Annotated in this window: 19 protein-coding genes and 1 pseudogene; 13 read left to right on the plus strand and 7 right to left on the minus strand. The window is 74.8% G+C overall.

All coding sequences use genetic code 11. The features are described from left to right. The first annotated feature begins 1 nt into the window (after nucleotide 1). The 4 genes and pseudogenes from QRT03_RS04910 (at nucleotide 2) to QRT03_RS04925 (ending at nucleotide 2,784) form a co-directional block, all read left to right on the plus strand. A pseudogene (locus tag QRT03_RS04910) lies at nucleotides 2-844 on the plus strand (TIGR03564 family F420-dependent LLM class oxidoreductase). A 206-nt stretch (nucleotides 845-1,050) separates the two neighbouring features. Further along, complete coding sequence (locus QRT03_RS04915; RefSeq protein ID WP_286051383.1) at nucleotides 1,051-1,587, plus strand: 2'-5' RNA ligase family protein; 537 nt, start codon at nucleotides 1,051-1,053, stop codon at nucleotides 1,585-1,587. 48 nt (nucleotides 1,588-1,635) lie between these two features. Then, complete coding sequence (locus tag QRT03_RS04920) at nucleotides 1,636-2,337, plus strand: pentapeptide repeat-containing protein (RefSeq protein ID WP_286051384.1); 702 nt, start codon at nucleotides 1,636-1,638, stop codon at nucleotides 2,335-2,337. Between the two features lie 81 nt (nucleotides 2,338-2,418). Next, nucleotides 2,419-2,784, plus strand: coding sequence for a trypco2 family protein (locus QRT03_RS04925; RefSeq protein WP_286051385.1), 366 nt, complete (start codon nucleotides 2,419-2,421; stop codon nucleotides 2,782-2,784). 59 nt (nucleotides 2,785-2,843) lie between these two features. On the opposite strand, the gene QRT03_RS04930 is transcribed toward QRT03_RS04925, so the two are convergent. Further along, nucleotides 2,844-4,286 (minus strand): hypothetical protein, encoded by a 1,443-nt coding sequence (locus QRT03_RS04930; RefSeq protein ID WP_286051386.1) that lies wholly within the window; start codon nucleotides 4,284-4,286, stop codon nucleotides 2,844-2,846. A gap of 32 nt (nucleotides 4,287-4,318) precedes the next feature. After that, nucleotides 4,319-4,495: a hypothetical protein gene (locus QRT03_RS04935; RefSeq protein WP_286051388.1), complete on the minus strand. Its 177-nt coding sequence runs from the start codon at nucleotides 4,493-4,495 to the stop codon at nucleotides 4,319-4,321. A 301-nt stretch (nucleotides 4,496-4,796) separates the two neighbouring features. Between QRT03_RS04935 and QRT03_RS04940 the strand changes: the two genes are divergently transcribed. Continuing rightward, nucleotides 4,797-5,804, plus strand: a complete 1,008-nt coding sequence (locus QRT03_RS04940) for a MerR family transcriptional regulator (protein WP_286051389.1) — start codon at nucleotides 4,797-4,799, stop codon at nucleotides 5,802-5,804. Nucleotides 5,805-5,868: 64 nt separating this feature from the next. Here the strand turns inward: QRT03_RS04940 and QRT03_RS04945 are convergent, their stop codons facing one another. Beyond that, nucleotides 5,869-6,306 (minus strand): OsmC family peroxiredoxin, encoded by a 438-nt coding sequence (locus QRT03_RS04945; protein WP_286051390.1) that lies wholly within the window; start codon nucleotides 6,304-6,306, stop codon nucleotides 5,869-5,871. A 101-nt stretch (nucleotides 6,307-6,407) separates the two neighbouring features. Beyond that, a complete protein-coding gene (locus QRT03_RS04950) occupies nucleotides 6,408-6,677 on the minus strand; it encodes a GlsB/YeaQ/YmgE family stress response membrane protein (RefSeq protein ID WP_286052060.1) in 270 nt (89 codons plus the stop codon). Nucleotides 6,678-6,867: 190 nt separating this feature from the next. Between QRT03_RS04950 and tatA the strand changes: the two genes are divergently transcribed. Beyond that, a complete protein-coding gene (gene tatA, locus QRT03_RS04955; protein ID WP_286051392.1) occupies nucleotides 6,868-7,143 on the plus strand; it encodes a Sec-independent protein translocase subunit TatA in 276 nt (91 codons plus the stop codon). Nucleotides 7,144-7,179: 36 nt separating this feature from the next. Continuing rightward, nucleotides 7,180-8,373, plus strand: a complete 1,194-nt coding sequence (locus QRT03_RS04960; protein WP_286051393.1) for an acyltransferase family protein — start codon at nucleotides 7,180-7,182, stop codon at nucleotides 8,371-8,373. On the opposite strand, the gene QRT03_RS04965 is transcribed toward QRT03_RS04960, so the two are convergent. The 3 genes from QRT03_RS04965 to QRT03_RS04975 all read right to left on the minus strand — a co-directional run bounded on the left by QRT03_RS04965 (nucleotide 8,337) and on the right by QRT03_RS04975 (nucleotide 10,903). Continuing rightward, nucleotides 8,337-9,278, minus strand: coding sequence for a ferredoxin family protein (locus QRT03_RS04965; protein WP_286051394.1), 942 nt, complete (start codon nucleotides 9,276-9,278; stop codon nucleotides 8,337-8,339). The genes QRT03_RS04960 and QRT03_RS04965 overlap by 37 nt on opposite strands. Next, a complete protein-coding gene (locus QRT03_RS04970; protein ID WP_286051396.1) occupies nucleotides 9,275-10,567 on the minus strand; it encodes a cupin domain-containing protein in 1,293 nt (430 codons plus the stop codon). Before QRT03_RS04970 ends, QRT03_RS04965 begins: the two co-directional genes overlap by 4 nt. A gap of 72 nt (nucleotides 10,568-10,639) precedes the next feature. Continuing rightward, the gene (locus tag QRT03_RS04975) at nucleotides 10,640-10,903 is read right to left on the minus strand and encodes a hypothetical protein (protein WP_286051398.1); all 264 of its coding nucleotides are present in this window, start codon (nucleotides 10,901-10,903) and stop codon (nucleotides 10,640-10,642) included. Between the two features lie 155 nt (nucleotides 10,904-11,058). Between QRT03_RS04975 and QRT03_RS04980 the strand changes: the two genes are divergently transcribed. From QRT03_RS04980 to QRT03_RS05005, 6 genes are all read left to right on the plus strand, one after another. Then, complete coding sequence (locus tag QRT03_RS04980) at nucleotides 11,059-11,814, plus strand: phosphoglyceromutase (RefSeq protein ID WP_286051400.1); 756 nt, start codon at nucleotides 11,059-11,061, stop codon at nucleotides 11,812-11,814. A 122-nt stretch (nucleotides 11,815-11,936) separates the two neighbouring features. Beyond that, complete coding sequence (locus QRT03_RS04985) at nucleotides 11,937-13,157, plus strand: sensor histidine kinase (RefSeq protein ID WP_286051401.1); 1,221 nt, start codon at nucleotides 11,937-11,939, stop codon at nucleotides 13,155-13,157. Further along, nucleotides 13,158-13,877 (plus strand): response regulator transcription factor, encoded by a 720-nt coding sequence (locus QRT03_RS04990; protein WP_286051402.1) that lies wholly within the window; start codon nucleotides 13,158-13,160, stop codon nucleotides 13,875-13,877. It abuts the gene before it with no gap. A 57-nt stretch (nucleotides 13,878-13,934) separates the two neighbouring features. Beyond that, nucleotides 13,935-14,954: a Ppx/GppA phosphatase family protein gene (locus tag QRT03_RS04995; protein ID WP_286051404.1), complete on the plus strand. Its 1,020-nt coding sequence runs from the start codon at nucleotides 13,935-13,937 to the stop codon at nucleotides 14,952-14,954. 38 nt (nucleotides 14,955-14,992) lie between these two features. Further along, nucleotides 14,993-16,288 (plus strand): hypothetical protein, encoded by a 1,296-nt coding sequence (locus QRT03_RS05000; RefSeq protein WP_286051405.1) that lies wholly within the window; start codon nucleotides 14,993-14,995, stop codon nucleotides 16,286-16,288. A 74-nt stretch (nucleotides 16,289-16,362) separates the two neighbouring features. After that, nucleotides 16,363-17,115, plus strand: coding sequence for a sugar phosphate isomerase/epimerase family protein (locus tag QRT03_RS05005; protein WP_286052061.1), 753 nt, complete (start codon nucleotides 16,363-16,365; stop codon nucleotides 17,113-17,115). Nucleotides 17,116-17,141 lie beyond the last annotated feature (26 nt).

A 17,141-nucleotide genomic window follows, 5' to 3' on the forward strand; every position in this document is an offset into this window, starting at 1 on the left:
CATGACGACGACACCGGCCACGGTCGCGGACGACGTCGCGAGCGCGGCCCGGGACGGCCTGGACTCCGTCTGGACGAACCAGATGCCCGGCCACTGGGACCCGTTGACGCTCCTCGCGGCGGCCGGGCAGGTCGGTACCGGCGTCGAACTCGGCACCGCGATCGTCCCGACCTACCCCCGCCACCCCGCCGTCGCCGCCACCGAGGCGCTCACCGTGGCCGCGGCCACGGGCGCGCCCCTGAGCCTCGGGCTCGGGCCCAGCCACGCCTAGGTCGTCACCGACCAGCTCGGCCTGCCCTACACCTCGCCCGCCGCGCACAGCCGCGAGTACCTCGAGATCGTCGGCGGACTGCTGCGCGGCGAGCACGTGCGCCACGACGGCCGGTTCTTCACCGTCGACACCGAGCTCGGGATCCCCACCGCACCGGTGTCGCTGCTCCTCTCGGCGCTCGGCCCGCGGATGCTCGAGGTCGCCCGGGACCTGACCGACGGCACGGTCGGCGTCTGGGTCCGCCCGGACCTCGTGGCCGACGTGCTGCGCCCCGCCCTGCGCGACGACCAGCGGGTGGTGGTGCAGGTCCTCGCGGGCGTCACCACCGACCCGGACCGCCTTCGGGCCCGGATCGCCGAGGAGTACGCGGCGGTCGGGTCGATGCCGGCGTACCGCGCGGTGCTGGACCGGGGCGGCCTGCAGGGGCCGGCGGACACGCTTGTCGTCGGGACCGAGGAGGACCTCGCCCGGGAGTTCGCCCGTTTCGCCGACGCCGGTGTCACCGACCTCGTCGTGGCCGCACTCGAGGAGCCGCGCCGGGTGCTGGACGTGGAGCGCGGCGTTCACGTGTGAGACTCCCGCCCCGGCGGGCCCGTCGCGGGCTGGAACGGGATCGTTCGCGACGGACTCGCGTTCGAGCGGACCCGGGACACCGATTCCGGTGGACGCGGTTTCCGCTGGGGTGTGCCCAGCGTCGACCACCCGGCTCGCGAGAGGCCCCGCGAGACCGATTCCGGCGGACGCGGTTCCGGGAGAGGTGTCACGGCAGGATGGGGCCCGTGAGCGCCCCGACCGAGTCCGCCGTCCTCGCGCTGGTCCCCCAGGCCGAACCCGTCGTCGGGAAGGAGCGCCTGGCCCTGGACCCGACGACGGCCGCGGGCGTGCCCGCGCACGTCACCGTCCTCTACCCGTTCCTGCCGCCCGACGAGATCGATGACGCGGTGGTGGCGCGCCTGCAGCACGCGGTGGCCGGGTCGGGCGCGATCGACTGCTCCTTCGCGACGACGGGGTGGTTCGGCGAGGACTACCTCTGGCTCGGCCCCCGGCCGTCGGCGCCGTTCGCGGACCTCACCGCGTGCGTGTGGGAGGCCTTCCCGCAGTGCCCGCCCTACCGCGGGGAGCACGAGCCGCACCCGCACCTGACGATCGGGTACGGCTCGACGTCGGGGGTCGAGGCGCTGCGCGCAGCGGAGGCGCGCATCGTGGGGCAGCTGCCGTTCGCGGCGCGGGTCGAGGCGCTGCACCTGCTGGTCGGCTCGCGGGAGCCCGACTCGTGGCGGGTGGTCGCGGACCTGCCGCTCACCGGAGAACGCTGACCGGTGGAGCTCGAGGCGGACTGCGGTCGGTGCAGCGGACTGTGCTGCGTGGCGCCGGCCTTCGCGCGGTCGGCGGACTTCGCGCTCTCCAAGCCCGCGCGGACGCCGTGCCCGAACCTGGCCGTCCGCGTGCCCGGCGAGCCCGCGCCGTGCACGATCCACGACGCGCTGCCCGAACGCGGCTTCCCGGGCTGCGTGACGTTCGACTGCTTCGGCGCCGGCCAACGGGTCACCGCGTGGGCGGACTGGCGGGAGTCGCCGGACGCGGCGTTCGGGGCCTTCGACGTGATGCGGGCGCTGCACGAGGTGCTCTGGTACCTGGCGGAGCCCGTGCCCGAGCTGGCGGACGAGCGGTCGGCGTTGGCCGATCGGGTGGCGGCGCTGGGGCCGGAGGCGGACGTGGGAGCGGTCCGGGCCGAGGCCGGCGGGCTGTTCGAGCGGACGAGCGTGGCGGTGCGGGGGCGTCGTGCGCGCTCGCTGGCGCGCGCGGACCTCGTCGGGAAGGACCTGCGACGACGGGGGCTGCGCGACGTCTCGCTGCGCGGGGCCCTGTTGATGGGGACGGACCTGCGGGGTGTCGACCTGGGCCGGGCCGACCTGCTCGGCACGGACCTGCGGGGCGCGGACCTGCGCGGGGCGTTGCTCGGGTCGGTGCTCTTCCTGACGAACCCGCAGGTCACCTCGGCGGTCGGAGACGGGTCGACGTCGTTGCCGGGACGGGTGCACCGGCCGGGGGCGTGGGTCTCCTGATGTGTCAGCAGTGCGGCCATGCTGACACTGGACGGCACAGTCGCCACATCGTCGTCGGACCCCGGCGCTAGCGTGCGCGCCATGGCGGACGACGAGGACCCGGGCCTCGGGCTCGACACGGTGCTGAAGGCCCTGCGGCACGACCTGCTGGCGGCCCAGGAGGACGGCGGACCGACGACCGGGCTCGCGGTGCAGTCGGTCGAGATCGAGCTGTCGGTCGAGGTCAGCCGGCGGATCGGGGCGAACGGCGAGGTCGGCGCGAAGTGGTTCGTGCTCACCGCGTCGGCGTCGGGCGAGGGCAGCCGGGAGCGGACGAGCACGAACCGGATCACGCTGACGCTCGGGCCGCTCTCCTCCGGCACGGACACGACGCCGGCCACCACGGAGCGCCCGATCGCGGGGCCGGATGTCTCGTCGGGGGTGATCTCGGGGGCCGGGCCGACCTGACGTTGCGGGTCTTGTGACGTTCAGTGTCAGCATGGCCGCACTGCTGACACAGGGAGGAGCTACGCCCGCCCCCGCCTCCCCGTCGGGTAGTGGCCCGGCGCCTCGATCCGGACCTCGCGGCGCTGCCCGTGGTCCGGGCCGACGCGGTGGGCGATCCGTCCGCCGTGCAGCGCGATGAGGCCGGAGAGCAGCGGCTCGTGGTGGGTCGAGGCGGTGGAGTCGAGGACCGCCTCGCCGACGACGTCGGGCTCGCCGCGCGCCCGGGCGCCCCGGTCGACCGCCTCCACGACCCACACGTACTCCGGCATCAGCGTCAGCCGGTAGAGCCGGACCAGGGCCGGGTCGAGACCGCGGGCGTCGAGGTCCTCCAGCCACTCGTCGGAGCGGGTCACGTAGGTGCGCCAGGTGAGGTCGGCGCCCGCGATCGGCTCGTCCGGGTCGGCCTGCGAGAGATAGCCGCGGAACCAGTGCTCGCCCGCGGCCTCGGCGCGCTCCGCGGTCACGTAGACCTGCGGCAGGAGCGGGAGCAGGGCCGCCTGCCAGGGGCGGTGGGCCTCGTCGGGCTCGTCGAACGGGTCGGTGACCTCGAGGTACGGGCCGCGGGCGTCGTCGTGCCGCCACAGCCGCACTCCGGCTCCCGGCGCCGCGGACACCCGCCGGTACCCGACGACCACCCACGCGTGCGCCCGCGAGATCACCACCGGCGGCGCCTGCGAGTTGACGTAGCGGCACAGGATCCCGCCGAGCGTCAGCATGCCGGCGTCGTCGTCCTCGGCCCGGGTCTGCGGCAGGTGCACGAGGCCGGGGGAGAGCCCGAGCCGCGTCGCACCGGACATCATCTGCTGCACCGACAGGCCCTCGCTGGGCACCTGGCGCCCGACGATCACCCCACCCAGCGCCGCGTCGTGGACCTCGGCGGACAGCCGGCGCGGGATGCCGTGCGCGAGGTGCGCGTGGCGCAGGACCATCCACAGCGTCGCGTGCGCGCACCGCAGGTACTCCGCGTCCTGCGACAGGAACGGCATCGCGCGCACCGTCAGCGCCGTGCCGAACAGGGACACCCGCTCGGTCGCCTCGCAGCGCACGCCACCGTCCAGGCCGGGTGGGGGAGCGATCATCGTCGGGCCGACCGGCGTCGCGGGCAGGGGCCGCAGCGTCGTGTAGCCCCGGTACGACGACGGGTCGAGCGCCGTCACGTCGGCCGGGTCGACCTCGGTGGTGAACAGGTGCCAGCGGTGCGTCACGGACGGGTGCCGGCGGAACAGGCGACCGTGGAACGCGGCGTGCTCGCTGCGCCAGTCCGGGTCGAGCTGGCGCTGCTCGACGACCAGCGACCGCACGCCGTGCTCCCGGGCCAGCGCCACGACCCGCTCCAGCGGCGGGCAGGAGGCCCCGCCGGCGTAGAACGCGACGAGCTGCTCCCAGGCCCCGTCGACCGTGACGTCGTAGACCGCGGCCGCCGCGTCGTCCGGCGACCAGGACAGGAACGGCCACTCGGTCACGCGCGAAGACCTACCACGGGCCCCGACGACGATCAGCGCAGCCGGATGCCGTCGCTCTCGTACTCCGCGCGCAGCTCGGCGTCACGGACCCGCTGCAGTGCCGCGACGAACGCTCGCTCGCGCTCCGGCCGGTGCAGCCCGAGCCGCTCGGCGAGGTCCCCGGCGGGCTCGCCGGGTTCGACGACCGCACGCCTGCCCGTCGACACCATGCCCCGAGAATACGCCGGAATCCTCTCCGGCAGGCGGTTCTCGACGGCGGGCCGACCCGAGCGAAGGGTCCCTTCGCTCGGATAGACGGGCCATGGGCGCCCCTCGCCAGGACGCGGCGTGTCCGGCCGACCTGAGCGAAGGGCACCTCCGGTCGGATAGATCGAGCGGAGGGGCCCTTCGCTCGACAGGGTCGACCACGGCGGGCGGGCGGGCTTGACCTTCCCCTCGGGACAACGCCGAGCGTGGCCCGCGGCCCGGGGACGTCCCGGACCGGGGAGGGTGGACCACGTGGGCGGACGGATGACGATCGGTGAGTTCGCGGTCGCCGTCGGGCTGACGCCGAAGGCGTTGCGGCTCTACGACGAACTCGGGCTCGTGGTGCCGGCCGCGGTCGACGGCTCGTCGGGGTACCGGTTCTACGACCGTGCCCAGCGGGACCGGGCCCGGCTCGTCGCGACACTGCGACGGGTCGGCGTGCCGCTCGCGCGGATCGCGGTCGTCGTCGACCTGCCCGCCGACGAGGCGATCGCGGACCTGGAGGCGTGGTGGCGCCAGGTGGAGCACGACACCGCGACCCGCCGTGCGCTGGTGGCCGACCTCCTCACCCGCTGGGGAAGGAGCACGATCATGACGACGGGTGCGGTGCAGTGCCTCGGGGCGACCGGCCTCGTGCAGGGAGGGCGCGACACGCAGCAGGACGCGGTGGCCTGGTCGGCCGGGCGGGCGGTGGTGGCCGACGGGTTCCACGACGGCGGCGCGGACGCGAGCCGGGTGGCCGTCGACGCCGTCCTGGCCGCGGACGTCGCGGAGCCGGTCGAGGCCCTGCGGTCGGCGTTCGCGGCCGCGGCGCGGGAGGTCGGTCCGACGGACGCCGGAGGGACGACGGCGACGGCCCTGTGGTGCGACGGTGCCCGGGTCGGCCTCGCGCACCTCGGGGACTCGCGGGCCTACCTCCTGCGCGACGGCGTGCTGACGCAGGTGACGAACGACCACAGTCAGGTGCGCTCGCTCGTCGACGAGGGGCGGCTCACGCCCGAGGAGGCGCGGGACCACCCGGAGCGCCCGCGGCTGGTGCGGGCGCTCGGCACCGACGAGCCGGACGTGCACCTGCGGACCGCCCGGGCGGGCGACCGCTACCTGCTCTGCACCGACGGGGTGTGGTGCCTCCTGGACGACGCCGCCCTCGCCCGCACGCTCGCGGCCGGGGCCGAGCCCGGACCCGTCGTCGGGAACCTCCTGGAGCAGGTGCGCGCGGCCGGGGCACCGGACAACGCGGCCTGCGCCGTCGTGGATCTCGTCGCGGAATGAACGAACGGCACCCTCGCTGCATCTATGTGCGCGAGAGTGCCGTTCGTTCGTGAGGGCGCGGGATTCAGCCCTCGAGCGCGGCGTCCAGCGTGATCGTGGTGCCGGCGAGGGCCTTCGAGACCGGGCAGGTCTCCTCGGCGGTCCTGGCCAGCTCCTTGAACTTCGCCTCGTCGACGCCGTCCACGCGGGCGCGGAGGGTGATCGCGATCCCGCTGATCTCGAAGCCGCCGCCCTTGGCCGGCGACAGCGTCACCTCGGCGCTGACGTCGATGGACCTCGCGGTCAGGTTCTCGCTGCCGAGGACGCCGGAGAGGTTCATCGCCAGGCACGACGAGTGCGCGGCGGCGATGAGCTCCTCGGGGCTGGTCTGTCCGTTCGGGCTCTCGGCGCGGGTCGGGAACGAGACGTCGAACTGTCCGGCGTTGGACGAGTCCAGCGTGACGCTGCCCGTGCCGTCCTGCAGTCCGCCTTCCCAGTGGGTCGTGGCGTCGCGGCTCGGCATCGTTGCCTCCAGGGTGTCGTGGGGTGGCCGTTCGATGGTGCACAACCGAACGGCCTCGCCGCCGATTCCGGAACCGGCGGCGAACCCTCCGGACGGAGGGGTCAGCGTCGGGCGCGCTTGCGACCGGTGACGCGGTTGTAGATGACCAGCAGGATGATCGCGAAGATGATCGACCCGATCCAGCCGACCGGGTTCGAGAGCGTGATGCGGCCCGTGAACAGCGAGAAGACCAGGCCACCGACCACCGAACCGAGGATGCCGAGCCCGATGGTCGGGAGGATGCCGATGTCGTCCTTCCCGGGCACGAGCGCGCGGGCGATGAAGCCGACGATCAGACCGAAGATGACCCAGCCGATGATGGTGAAGAGCACGGACATGGAGGACGCCTTTCCCGGACGTGACACTGACGGTGGTGCAGTCCCTACCTCGCCCCGGACCCGGGGTCGTCAAACCTCCGGACGAGGGTTTCCCCCGGTCTTTGCCTCATGCTCACCATCCCGGCGCTAGCGTGACGGCCGAACGGTCGCCGGACGGGTGGCCGAGGGACGCGAGGTGGGGACGATGGGGTCGTTGAGCCCGGTGCACTGGGCGATCGTGATCGTCGTCGTGCTCCTGTTGTTCGGCTCGCGCAAGCTGCCCGACATGGCCCGCGGACTGGGGCAGTCGATGCGCATCCTCAAGGCCGAGAGCAGGGCGATGGCCGAGGACGCGACTCGTCCGGACGAGGCGGCGCGTCCGTCGGACACGCCGAGCGGCACGTCCACCCGGTCCGGTGGCGCCACCCGACCGGCCGAAGCGCAGGAGAATCCGTCGAGCGAAGAGCGCCACGCCTCGTGAGCTGACCGTCGCCGTGCGTTGCTACCTTCGCCGGCGGTGACCGACATCGTCCAGCGACCGGCTCAGCCGGCCACGCACGCCCCGGCCGGGGTGCCGGCGACGCGTACGACGACGCCGGGCGGCTCCACCCGCAAGGTCAGCTGGGACGCCCTGCGCTGCGGCTTCGTCCTGCTGGTGATCCTCTACCACTCGACGTTCATCGGCCCGCTCGTCTACCACGACATCCTGCCGAAGAACTACTCGTTCCCCCACCAGGTCGGCGCGAGCCTGCTGCTGGTGCTCTCCGCGTACTTCGTGGCCGCCACGGTCCGGCGCGGCGGCGCCCGCCGGGGCGGGACCGCGCGCTGGTGGTGGGGGAAGCTGGCGCGCCTGCTGCCGGCGTTCTTCGTCGCGACCGTCAACGCCTGGCTCTTCCTGCGCTACCTCGCCCCCGACGGCTGGTACCTGCCGGGCAAGAAGGACCTGCTCGCCAACCTGGCGATGGCGTGGCACTGGGACGCGAGCTGGGGCTTCGTCGACGGGTCGTACTGGACGATCCCGCTGCAGCTGATGGCGTTCTGCCTGGCGGCCGTGATGTGGAAGGGACCGCTCGGGCGCGGCGTGGGGCTGCGCGTGGTGATCTGGGTGGCGCTGCTGCTGCCCGCCGTCCAGTGGTGGTTCCGCGCGACGCACGAGACCGGCGTCGCGTACGGCTACGTCGTCGACGGGCTCGGCCTGTTCCGCTGGCACCTGTTCGTCGCGGGTGTCGCGGTGTGGATGTACTCGACCGGGCGGCTGCGCCTGCCGCACTTCCTCGCCGTCGAGGTGCTCGCGATCGCCGAGCACGCGCTGCAGACCTCCGCGCTCGACCCGGAGGCCGGGTGGAGCACGGACTGGATCGCGGTCGCGCTGATCGGGCTCGGCGTCGCCGCGATGACCCTCGCGGCGGTCGGTCCGGACTGGGGGCGGTGGCTGCCGGCCCGCGTCAACCGCGCCGTCACCTGGCTCGCGGGCATCTCCTACGGCGTGTTCCTGACCCACCAGACGGTCGGCTACGTGGTGATGCGCCGCGCCCAGCAGCTGGGGGTCGGTCCGACGCTGCAGACCGGCCTGATGATCCTCACCGGGGTCCTCGCGGGATGGCTCCTGACGAAGGCCGTGGAACGTCCCGTGCACCGGCGCCTGATGGCGTGGTGGGACGCCGTCCCGGGCCGCTACGGCCGCGTGCCGCCGAGCGCGACCAACTCGTAGGTCCGCATCGACGCCGTCCGGCCCGCACTGCAGGTCAGCGGGGTCGCGGACGGGATCCAGCGCTCGCGGACGGTCACGTCCAGCGGGCCGTCCGGGCCGGCCAGCCGCACCGTAGTGACGGCGGGGTCGGCCTCGTCGTTCGTGACGGCGAGGGGGGCCAGCGCGTCGACGCTGTGCTCGTCGAGCGCCAGCCGGGCGTGGTGCTGGGCGCCCTGGACGGCGGGGGCCAGCCCCGCGCGGCCGCGGACCAGCCGGGGGTCGACCTCGCCCGCCGCGTAGCGCTCGGCGACGCCCACGGCGTCGGTGGCGGGCACGCGTCCCAGGACGAGGCCGTGCGGCAGCAGCACCACGTTGGCGGCGAAGCGGTCGCCGCCGGTGTGGGTGGTCTCCCAGGTCCGGTCGGCGAACCCACTGGCGAGCACGGCGGCGACCGGGCGCCCCCGCACCGCGCAGCACGCGTCGTGGCGGCCGTGCGCGCAGACCAGGTACACCGGCTCGTCGGAGGGCTCGGTCGACGCCTCGAGGTCGGCGAGCGCGGCCGGGAGGGCCTCCGGGGAGTCGACCCGCCCCCAGCGCACCGACTCGTGCCCGATGCGGGAGTCGACGACGGCGAACCGTCCGCCGGCCTCGGTGGGTGCGCCCCGCGCCGCGGTCCTCCGGATCAGCTGGAACCGGGCCTCGTGCGCCCCGCAGAACGCGTCGATCGCCTCGACGACGGCCGGGGAGAACCCGGCCCCGCCGAGGGCCTGGAAGCCCCACGGCCCCGGGTGCTCGACGAGCAGCCAGCGCCGGGCGGGCGGGGCGGAGGCGAACAGCGGGTCGTCGCGCTCGCGCGCGGCGACCGAACAGCGGAAGGTGGCCGGGTCGTCGGCCGGGTCGGGCCGCGTCAGGGAGTCCGCCGTCACCGCTCCGTCGTACCTCCTGTGGTGGTCCGGGCGCCAGCGACCGAATCCGGGGTCACCACCACCCCCTCCCTGAGCAGTCGCCGGGCGACCACGGTGGCGTCGCCGGCCTCGTCCTCGGGCACGTCGCCGAGCCGGACCGGGCCACCGCGGAGCAGGACCGCGAGCGGGGTCGCGGCCGCCGTCGGGAACTCCAGCGTGCGGTCGGGCAGGTCGAATCGGAGCCGGCCACGGCCGTCGTCGGGAAGGAGCCGGTGTCGCAGGCCGAGCCGGGGCTCCAGCACCGTGTCCGCGTCCAGCGCGTGCACCGCCGCGGCCTGACGCAGCGGGAGCAGCGGCTCCGGCCGGTTGCCGTTCCAGACGCGCCCGCGCAGCCGGCGGGCGGTGGGCGCCGGGTCGGTGGGCCGGGAGAAGTGCTCCACGGCGCGACGTGCCACCAGGTCGACGAACGGCGCGAGCGCCTCCGGGTCGGACACGTCGACGCCGAGCGGCAGCGAGGTGCGCAGCTCGGGGTCGTCGGCGAGGCCGGCGAGCAGGGTCTCGAGGACCGCGTGCCGGGTCAGGACGTGGATCCCGACCGTCAGGTGCACGGAGGTCTCGCCCTGCGCCGTCGCCGAGTGCAGGAAGCCGCGCGGCAGGTAGAGGGCGTCGCCGGGCTGCAGGACCTCGTCGAGCAGGGGCTCCTGCGCGGCCCGCTCGCCGACGGCCGCGGCGTGGTCGTTCCACGGCTGGGTGCGCAGCGGGTCGGGATGCACCGGGGCGTGCACGTGCCAGCGCTTCGTGCCGGCGATCTGCAGGACGAAGACGTCGTGCACGTCGTAGTGCGCGGAGAACCCCGTCGACGACGGCGGTGTCACGTACGCGTTGACCTGCACCGGGTGGCCCAGGTCGGCGTTGAGGCCCGTGGCGAGGCGCGCGACGGGCTCCCACGTGCGGTGCACGCCCTGCAGCACCACGGTGTGACCGTCGGCGAACAGACCGGCGACGCGGTCGTCGCGGACCTGGTCGGCGACCTCGGCGCCGACGCCGCCGTCGCCGGTGAAGTGCTTCGAGTCGACGACGGTGCCCTGCTTGGCGATGCGCAGGAACGGCGTGCGCAGGCCGCGGTGGGCGAGCAGTTCGTCGACCGCGTCGAGCGAGAAGAGGTCACCGAACCCCGCGTGGCCGGACGCCTCGTCGTGCTTGGCGAGGTCGTCGGCGCGCGACAGGACCGCCTGCCGGCCCCACGCCTCGTCGGCGAAGGACGCGAGGTCGCCGGCGACGCAGCGACGCAAGAACGGTCGGTCGGTCATGTGTCCTCCGAAGTCGGGCAGGTGAGCACTCGGTGGGGCTATCGCACCACTGAGTGCTCACCTGCGAAGCACCTACGCGCCGCCGTCGGCCCCACCGTCGGAGCCGCCGCCGCGGGCGCCGCCGTCGGCCGGGCCGTGACCGGCGCCGCCGTCAGCGCCGCCGTCTGCGCCGCCGTCGGAGCCGCCGCCGCGGGCGCCGCCGTCGGCCGGGCCGTGACCCGCGCCGCCGTCGGCACCGCCGTCGGCGCCACCGTCCGCACCGCCACCCGAGGCGCCGCCGTCGGCCGGGCCGTGGCCGGGGGTCGAGCCGGAGGTGGTGATGTCGTCGTCGTTCATCCCTGCTCCTTACCGATGTGCTGTGGTGGTACGACTCGCGCCGTCCGAGTGCGAGCAGTGTGGTGGCTCGCCGGGGTGCGTGTCGTCCGGTCGCGCCCGGCTACCCCCGGCGGTTTCGTCCTACGCCCCGATCGATGGCCGTAGGGTGCTGCGCCATGACTGTGGGCACGCTGGTGCTGCTGCGGCACGGCCAGAGCGAGTGGAACGAGAAGAACCTCTTCACCGGATGGGTCGACGTCCCGCTGTCGGCCACCGGCGAGCAGGAGGCCCGCCGTGGCGGCGAGCTCCTGGCGGACGCCGGGCTGCTCCCCGACGTCCTGCACACCTCGCTGCTCCGGCGGGCCATCGCGACCGCCAACATCGCGCTGGACACCTGCGACCGGCACTGGATCCCGGTGCGCCGGGACTGGCGGCTCAACGAGCGGCACTACGGCGCCCTGCAGGGCAAGGACAAGAAGCAGACGATGGAGGAGTTCGGCGAGGAGCAGTTCCAGATCTGGCGCCGCTCCTACGACACCCCGCCGCCCCCCATCGACCCGGACGACGAGTACGCGCAGACCGGCGACCCGCGCTACGCCGACCTGGGCGACGGGATGCCGCGCACCGAGTGCCTCAAGGACGTCCTCGAGCGGCTGCTGCCGTACTGGACCGAGGCCGTCGTCCCGGACCTGACGGCGGGTCGGACCGTGCTCGTCGCCGCGCACGGCAACTCGCTGCGCGCCGTCGTCAAGCACCTCGACGGCGTCGACGACGACACCATCGCCGGGCTGAACATCCCGACCGGCATCCCGCTGCGCTACGACCTCGAGTCCGCGGGCGACGACCTCCGCCCGACGAACCCCGGCGGCACCTACCTCGACCCGGAGGCGGCGAAGGACGCGATCGCGGCGGTGGCCAACCAGGGCCGCTGACTCCGGAGGCGGTGAACACCGCCTGAACGGGGTCCCAACAGTCACCCGTCCGGGGGTTGGACGGGTCACCAACGGGACTCCGACGCGGGTGGAAATCGCGGTGACGGCCCTACCATCGCGTCGTGGCCGTGCCGCTGTCCGTGACCGTCCTGGCCGTCGTCGTGGCGGCGGTCCTGGGCGTCGTGGTCGGTGCGGCCGGGCTCCGGTGGAGGACCCGGGCCACGCGCACGCCGGTCGTCGCCGCCGGTCCGACCGTCGCGGAACTGCTGGCCCGCATCGTGCGGCGCTCGCACACCGGCCTCGCGGTGATCAACCGCTTCGGCGACGTGGTGCTGTCGAACGACCGGGCCGAGATCCTGGGCGCGGTCGTCGACGCGCGTCCCGACGGGCGGGTCGCGGCCGCGGCAGAACGGATCGCCGAGCACGGCGGCACGGCCGAGATCGACCTGTCGCCGCCGGTGGCGTCGCGCCGCGCCCCGCAGTCGGTGATCGCCCGGCTCGGCCCCCTGGGGGACGGGTTCGTGGTGGTCGAGGCCTCGGACACCTCGGCCGCGGTCCGCCTCGAGGCAGTGCGGCGGGACTTCGTGGCGAACGTCGGCCACGAGCTCAAGACGCCGGTCGGGGCGATGGCCGTGCTCGCCGAGGCCGCGCTCGACGCCGACGACCCGGCCGAGGTCACCCGCTTCACGACGAAGATCCTCCACGAGTCCCGTCGTCTGGGGTCGCTGGTCACCGAGCTCATCGAGCTCTCCCGGCTCCAGGGTGCGGAGGCGCTGCCCGAGCTCGAGCCGGTCGGGCTCGACGACGTGGTGCGCGAGGCCGTCGCGCGGGTGCGGGTGTCCGCCGAGACCGCGGGTACCGACCTCACGCTCGACGCCCCCAGCGGGCTGGAGGCCGCGGGCAGCCGCACGTTGCTGGTCACCGCGCTGGCCAACCTGCTGGAGAACGCGATCGCCTACTCGCCGGAGGGATCCCCCGTGTCGGTGCGGCGACGCAAGGTCGACTCGCGCGTGGAGATCTCGGTGACCGACCGCGGGATCGGGATCGCCCCCGAGCACCAGGAACGGGTGTTCGAGCGGTTCTTCCGGGTCGACCCGGCGCGCTCCCGGGCGACGGGGGGCACCGGGCTGGGCCTGGCGATCGTCAAGCACGTCGCCGCCAACCACGGCGGTGAGGTCCGGCTGTGGAGCGAGCCCGGGGTCGGCTCCACCTTCACGTTGCGGCTGCCGACCCCGGAGGCGACCGGCGGGGACCCGCCGTCACCCGTCGTCGGGACCGGGTCCCGCGACACCACCCACCGGACCGGAACACCCGTGCTGGAACCGACGAGCAGAGGTGAGTAGATGACCAGGGTGCTGATCGTGGAGGACGAGGAGTCCTTCGCGGACCCGCTGGCCTACCTGCTGCGCAAGGAGGGCTTCGAGGCGAGTGTCGCGGAGACCGGCGCCGCCGCCCTCGAGGACTTCGAGCGCCACGGCGCCGACATCGTCCTGCTGGACCTGATGCTGCCCGGGATGAGCGGCACCGACGTGTGCAAGGCCCTCCGGGCGCGCTCGTCGGTCCCGGTGATCATGGTGACCGCCCGGGACGCCGAGATCGACAAGGTGGTCGGGCTCGAGCTCGGCGCCGACGACTACGTCACGAAGCCCTACTCCGCCCGCGAGCTGATCGCCCGGGTGCGGGCGGTGCTGCGGCGCGGGCAGGAGAACGACGGCCCGGCCGAGGGCAGCACCGGATCCTCCGCGGACCGTCAGGTGCTGGAGGCCGGCCCGGTGCGGATGGACGTCGGGCGCCACGTGGTGACCGTCGACGCCGCGGGCGACGCCGTGGAGGTGGCGCTGCCGCTCAAGGAGTTCGACCTGCTCGAGTACCTGATGCGCAACGTGGGCCGGGTGCTCACCCGCGCGCAGCTCATCGACCGGGTCTGGGGCGCGGACTACGTCGGCGACACCAAGACCCTCGACGTCCACATCAAGCGACTGCGCGCCAAGCTCGAGCCGGAACCCTCGCAGCCCCGGCACCTGCTGACGGTGCGGGGCCTGGGCTACAAGCTGGACGCGTGAGGGGCCGGCCCGTGACCACCCATCGAGTGACGTCGAGCACCGTCTAGGCTGGTCGCCGTGCGTCTCGGGGTTCTCGACGTGGGGTCGAACACGGTTCACCTCCTCGTGGTCGACGCGCACCGGGGGGCCCACCCGACGCCGCAGTCCTCGACGAAGACCGCGCTACGGCTCGCCGAGCACGTGACCGGCGGGCAGCTCTCCCGCAAGGGCGCCGACGCGCTCGTCTCGGCCGTCGCCGAGGCCCGGCGGGAGGCGAGCGCACTCGGGTGCGACGACGTGCTGGCCTTCGCCACCTCCGCGGTGCGCGACGCCGACAACTCCGACGCGGTGCTCGCGCGGGTCCGGGACGAGACCGGGGTCGACCTGCAGGTCCTCACGGGTCCCGACGAGGCGGCGCTCACCTTCCTCGCGGTGCGCCGCTGGTTCGGGTGGTCGGCCGGGCGGCTGCTCTCGCTCGACATCGGCGGCGGCTCGCTGGAGATGGCCGTCGGACGTGACGAGCGCCCCGACGTCGCCCTCTCCCTGCCCCTGGGCGCGGGCCGGCTGACCCGGGACTGGTTCGCGGCCGACCCGCCGGACCGCAAGGAGACCCGGGCGCTCGCCGAGTACGTCCACGACATGGTCGCCCCGGCCGCGGCCGCGCTGCTCGACGGCGGGCCCCCGGAGCGGGCCGTCGTCACCTCCAAGACCTTCCGGTCACTCGCCCGGCTCACCGGTGCGGCGCCGCGGTCGGCCGGTCCGCGGGTGCACCGACGCCTCACGGTCGCCGGGCTGCGGCAGGTCGTCGCCTTCATCAGCCGCATGGACTCCGCAGACCTCGCCGAGCTCGAGGGGGTCAGCGCCTCCCGGGCCCACCAGCTCGTCGCCGGCGCGATCGTCGCGCGCGGGGCGATGGACGCCCTCGGCCTCGAGGAGGTCGAGGTCTGCCCGTGGGCCCTGCGTGAAGGCGTGATCCTGGGACGCCTGGACCAGGTCCCCCTCGAGGACGGTCCGTTCGCCGCTGACGGGACGTACGCCACCGGTCGTCCTGCTGCGACTGGACGAGCAGGCTCGACCACGGCACGGTGGAACGGATGACGACCGACGGTCCCCCTCCGCGAGGAGCTCAGCGCAGCGTGGCGGAGCTGCTGGCCGCCTACGGCGCCGAGTCGCGGTCGGCGTCGCCGCCGCCGGATCCCCAGCCCGAGCCCCGCGATCCCTACGGCGACGCCGGGTACGGCTCGTCGTACGCGGCCCCCGCGGACTACGGGTCCTCGTCGTACGGCCCGCCCCGCGGCTCCTACGACACGTACGACTGCTACGGCTCCTACGACCAGGAGCCCCCGGGGCGCGGGTCGTACTCGTCCGGCTACGACTCCTACGGGTCGTCCTACGACCCGCCCGGGTACGGCTCGTCGTCCTACGACCAGGGCTACGGGGCCTCGGGCCCCGGCTCCTCGTCGCCGTACGGCTCGTCGGGATACGGCTCGTCGGGGTACGGCTCCGCGGGCTACGGCTCGTCGGGGTACGGCTCCGCCTACGACGACGGGTACGGCCCGGCCGGGTACGACTCCTACGACCAGGGCCCCCCCTCGCGCGGTCCCGCGTACGGAGCGCCCTCCTACGGGTCCCCGTCGTACGCCCCCGAGCCCCCGCCGCAGGATCCCTACGGCGGCGGGTACGGCAGCCCGTCCGGATACGGGTACGCCGCGCCGGCGCCCACGGGGTACGGCCAGCCGTCCGCCGTGCCGCGCCAGTCCGGACCGCCGCCCGGGTCCGGCCCGCAGCCGGCGAGCGCCCCGCCGCAGGCCTGGGCGCCCTCGGCCCCGACCACGGTGACGCCGGCCGCGCGCCCGGCCCCGCCGGAGGCGCCGACCACCGCGCAGCCCGTGGCACCGACGCAGGCCCAGCCGACGCAGGCCCAGCCGACCTCGGTGCAGCAGACGCAGGTCCAGCCGGGCCCGCAGGCAGCGCCCACCCGCGCCACCCCGGCGCCCACCACTGCGTCCCCGCGGCCGACCGACGACGGCGGCCCGCCGACCGCCGCGTCCGCGGCCGCCCGGCCCGACGCGACCCGGGCGGACGCCCCCGCCGGGCTCGACCGCGACCTCGACGACCGGGACGACGACGACTGGGACGACGAGTACGACGACGAGCCCGTGGAACGCCCGTCCGCGCGCGAGTGGGCGATCATCGCCGGCCAGCTCGTCGTCGGTGCCGTGCTCGGGGCCCTGCTGTGGATCGGGTTCTCCTACCTCTGGCAGTCCCAGCCCGTCATCGCCCTGGTCCTCGCCGCCGCCGCGACCGGTGGGCTCGTCTTCGGGGTGCGGGCCATGCGTCGCTCGGACGACCTGCAGACCATGGCGCTCGCGATCGTCGTCGGCCTGGTCGTCACCGTCTCGCCGGCGGCGTTCGTCCTCCTCGCTCGTTGACCGGCGACCCGTCGCCGGCGGCCGGCCCGCCCGTCCCCGTCGCGCTGTCGACCGCGTCGGTCTACCCGGAGCCCATGTCCGCGGGGTTCGACGCGGCGGCCGAGCTCGGCTACGACGGCGTCGAGCTGATGGTCTGGAACGAGCCCGAGTCGCGCCAGCTGCGCACCGTGGCGCGGCACGCCGAACGCACCGGCGTGCCCGTCCTGGCGGTGCACGCCCCGTGCCTCGCCATCACCCAGCGGGTCTGGGGCGCGGATCCGGCCGAACGCCTGCGGCGCAGCGTCGTGCTGGCGGCGGGCCTCGGCGCCCCGATCGTCGTGCTCCACCCGCCGTTCCGCTGGCAGCGCCGGTACGCGGCCGGGCTGGCCCGCCAGGTCGACGAGCTCGAACGCGCGCACGGCGTCCGGATCGCGATGGAGAACATGTTCCCGCTGCGGCGCGGGCGCGTGCGGGTCTCGAGCTACACCCCCGGGCACGACCCGACGGTGCCGGGCGCCCGGAACTACACCCTGGACCTCTCGCACACCGCGGTCGCGGGCGACGACGCGTTCGCCCTCCTCGAGCGCATGGGCGACCGCCTGGTCCACCTGCACCTCGCCGACGGCACCGGGGAGCCTCACGACGAGCACCTCGTCCCCGGCCGCGGCACCCAGCCGTGCGCGGACGTCCTGCGCCGGCTCGCGCTGACCGGCTTCGGGGGCACCGTCGTCGTCGAGATCTCGACCCGCCGGGCCCGCACCCGCAACGAGCGCCTCGACGCCCTCGCCGAGTCGCTGCTCTTCGCGCGGCTGCACCTCGGCTCGCGCGTGCCCCGCTCGCGCGCCTGACGGGGGCGGGCGCGGGTCGGACGCGA

Source organism: Actinomycetospora termitidis, assembly GCF_030286555.1.
Taxonomy (GTDB): Bacteria; Actinomycetota; Actinomycetes; order Mycobacteriales; family Pseudonocardiaceae; genus Actinomycetospora; species Actinomycetospora termitidis.

Bases quoted from the DNA above. Each gene is read 5' to 3' on its own strand.
- QRT03_RS04925 (WP_286051385.1), top strand. From the start codon at position 2,419: ATGGCGGACGACGAGGACCCGGGCCTCGGGCTCGACACGGTGCTGAAG.
- QRT03_RS04935 (WP_286051388.1), bottom strand. From the start codon at position 4,495: ATGGTGTCGACGGGCAGGCGTGCGGTCGTCGAACCCGGCGAGCCCGCC.
- QRT03_RS04940 (WP_286051389.1), top strand. From the start codon at position 4,797: ATGACGATCGGTGAGTTCGCGGTCGCCGTCGGGCTGACGCCGAAGGCG.
- QRT03_RS04945 (WP_286051390.1), bottom strand. From the start codon at position 6,306: ATGCCGAGCCGCGACGCCACGACCCACTGGGAAGGCGGACTGCAGGAC.
- tatA (WP_286051392.1), top strand. From the start codon at position 6,868: ATGGGGTCGTTGAGCCCGGTGCACTGGGCGATCGTGATCGTCGTCGTG.
- QRT03_RS04970 (WP_286051396.1), bottom strand. From the start codon at position 10,567: ATGACCGACCGACCGTTCTTGCGTCGCTGCGTCGCCGGCGACCTCGCG.
- QRT03_RS04975 (WP_286051398.1), bottom strand. From the start codon at position 10,903: ATGAACGACGACGACATCACCACCTCCGGCTCGACCCCCGGCCACGGC.
- QRT03_RS04980 (WP_286051400.1), top strand. From the start codon at position 11,059: ATGACTGTGGGCACGCTGGTGCTGCTGCGGCACGGCCAGAGCGAGTGG.
- QRT03_RS04990 (WP_286051402.1), top strand. From the start codon at position 13,158: ATGACCAGGGTGCTGATCGTGGAGGACGAGGAGTCCTTCGCGGACCCG.
- QRT03_RS05005 (WP_286052061.1), top strand. From the start codon at position 16,363: ATGTCCGCGGGGTTCGACGCGGCGGCCGAGCTCGGCTACGACGGCGTC.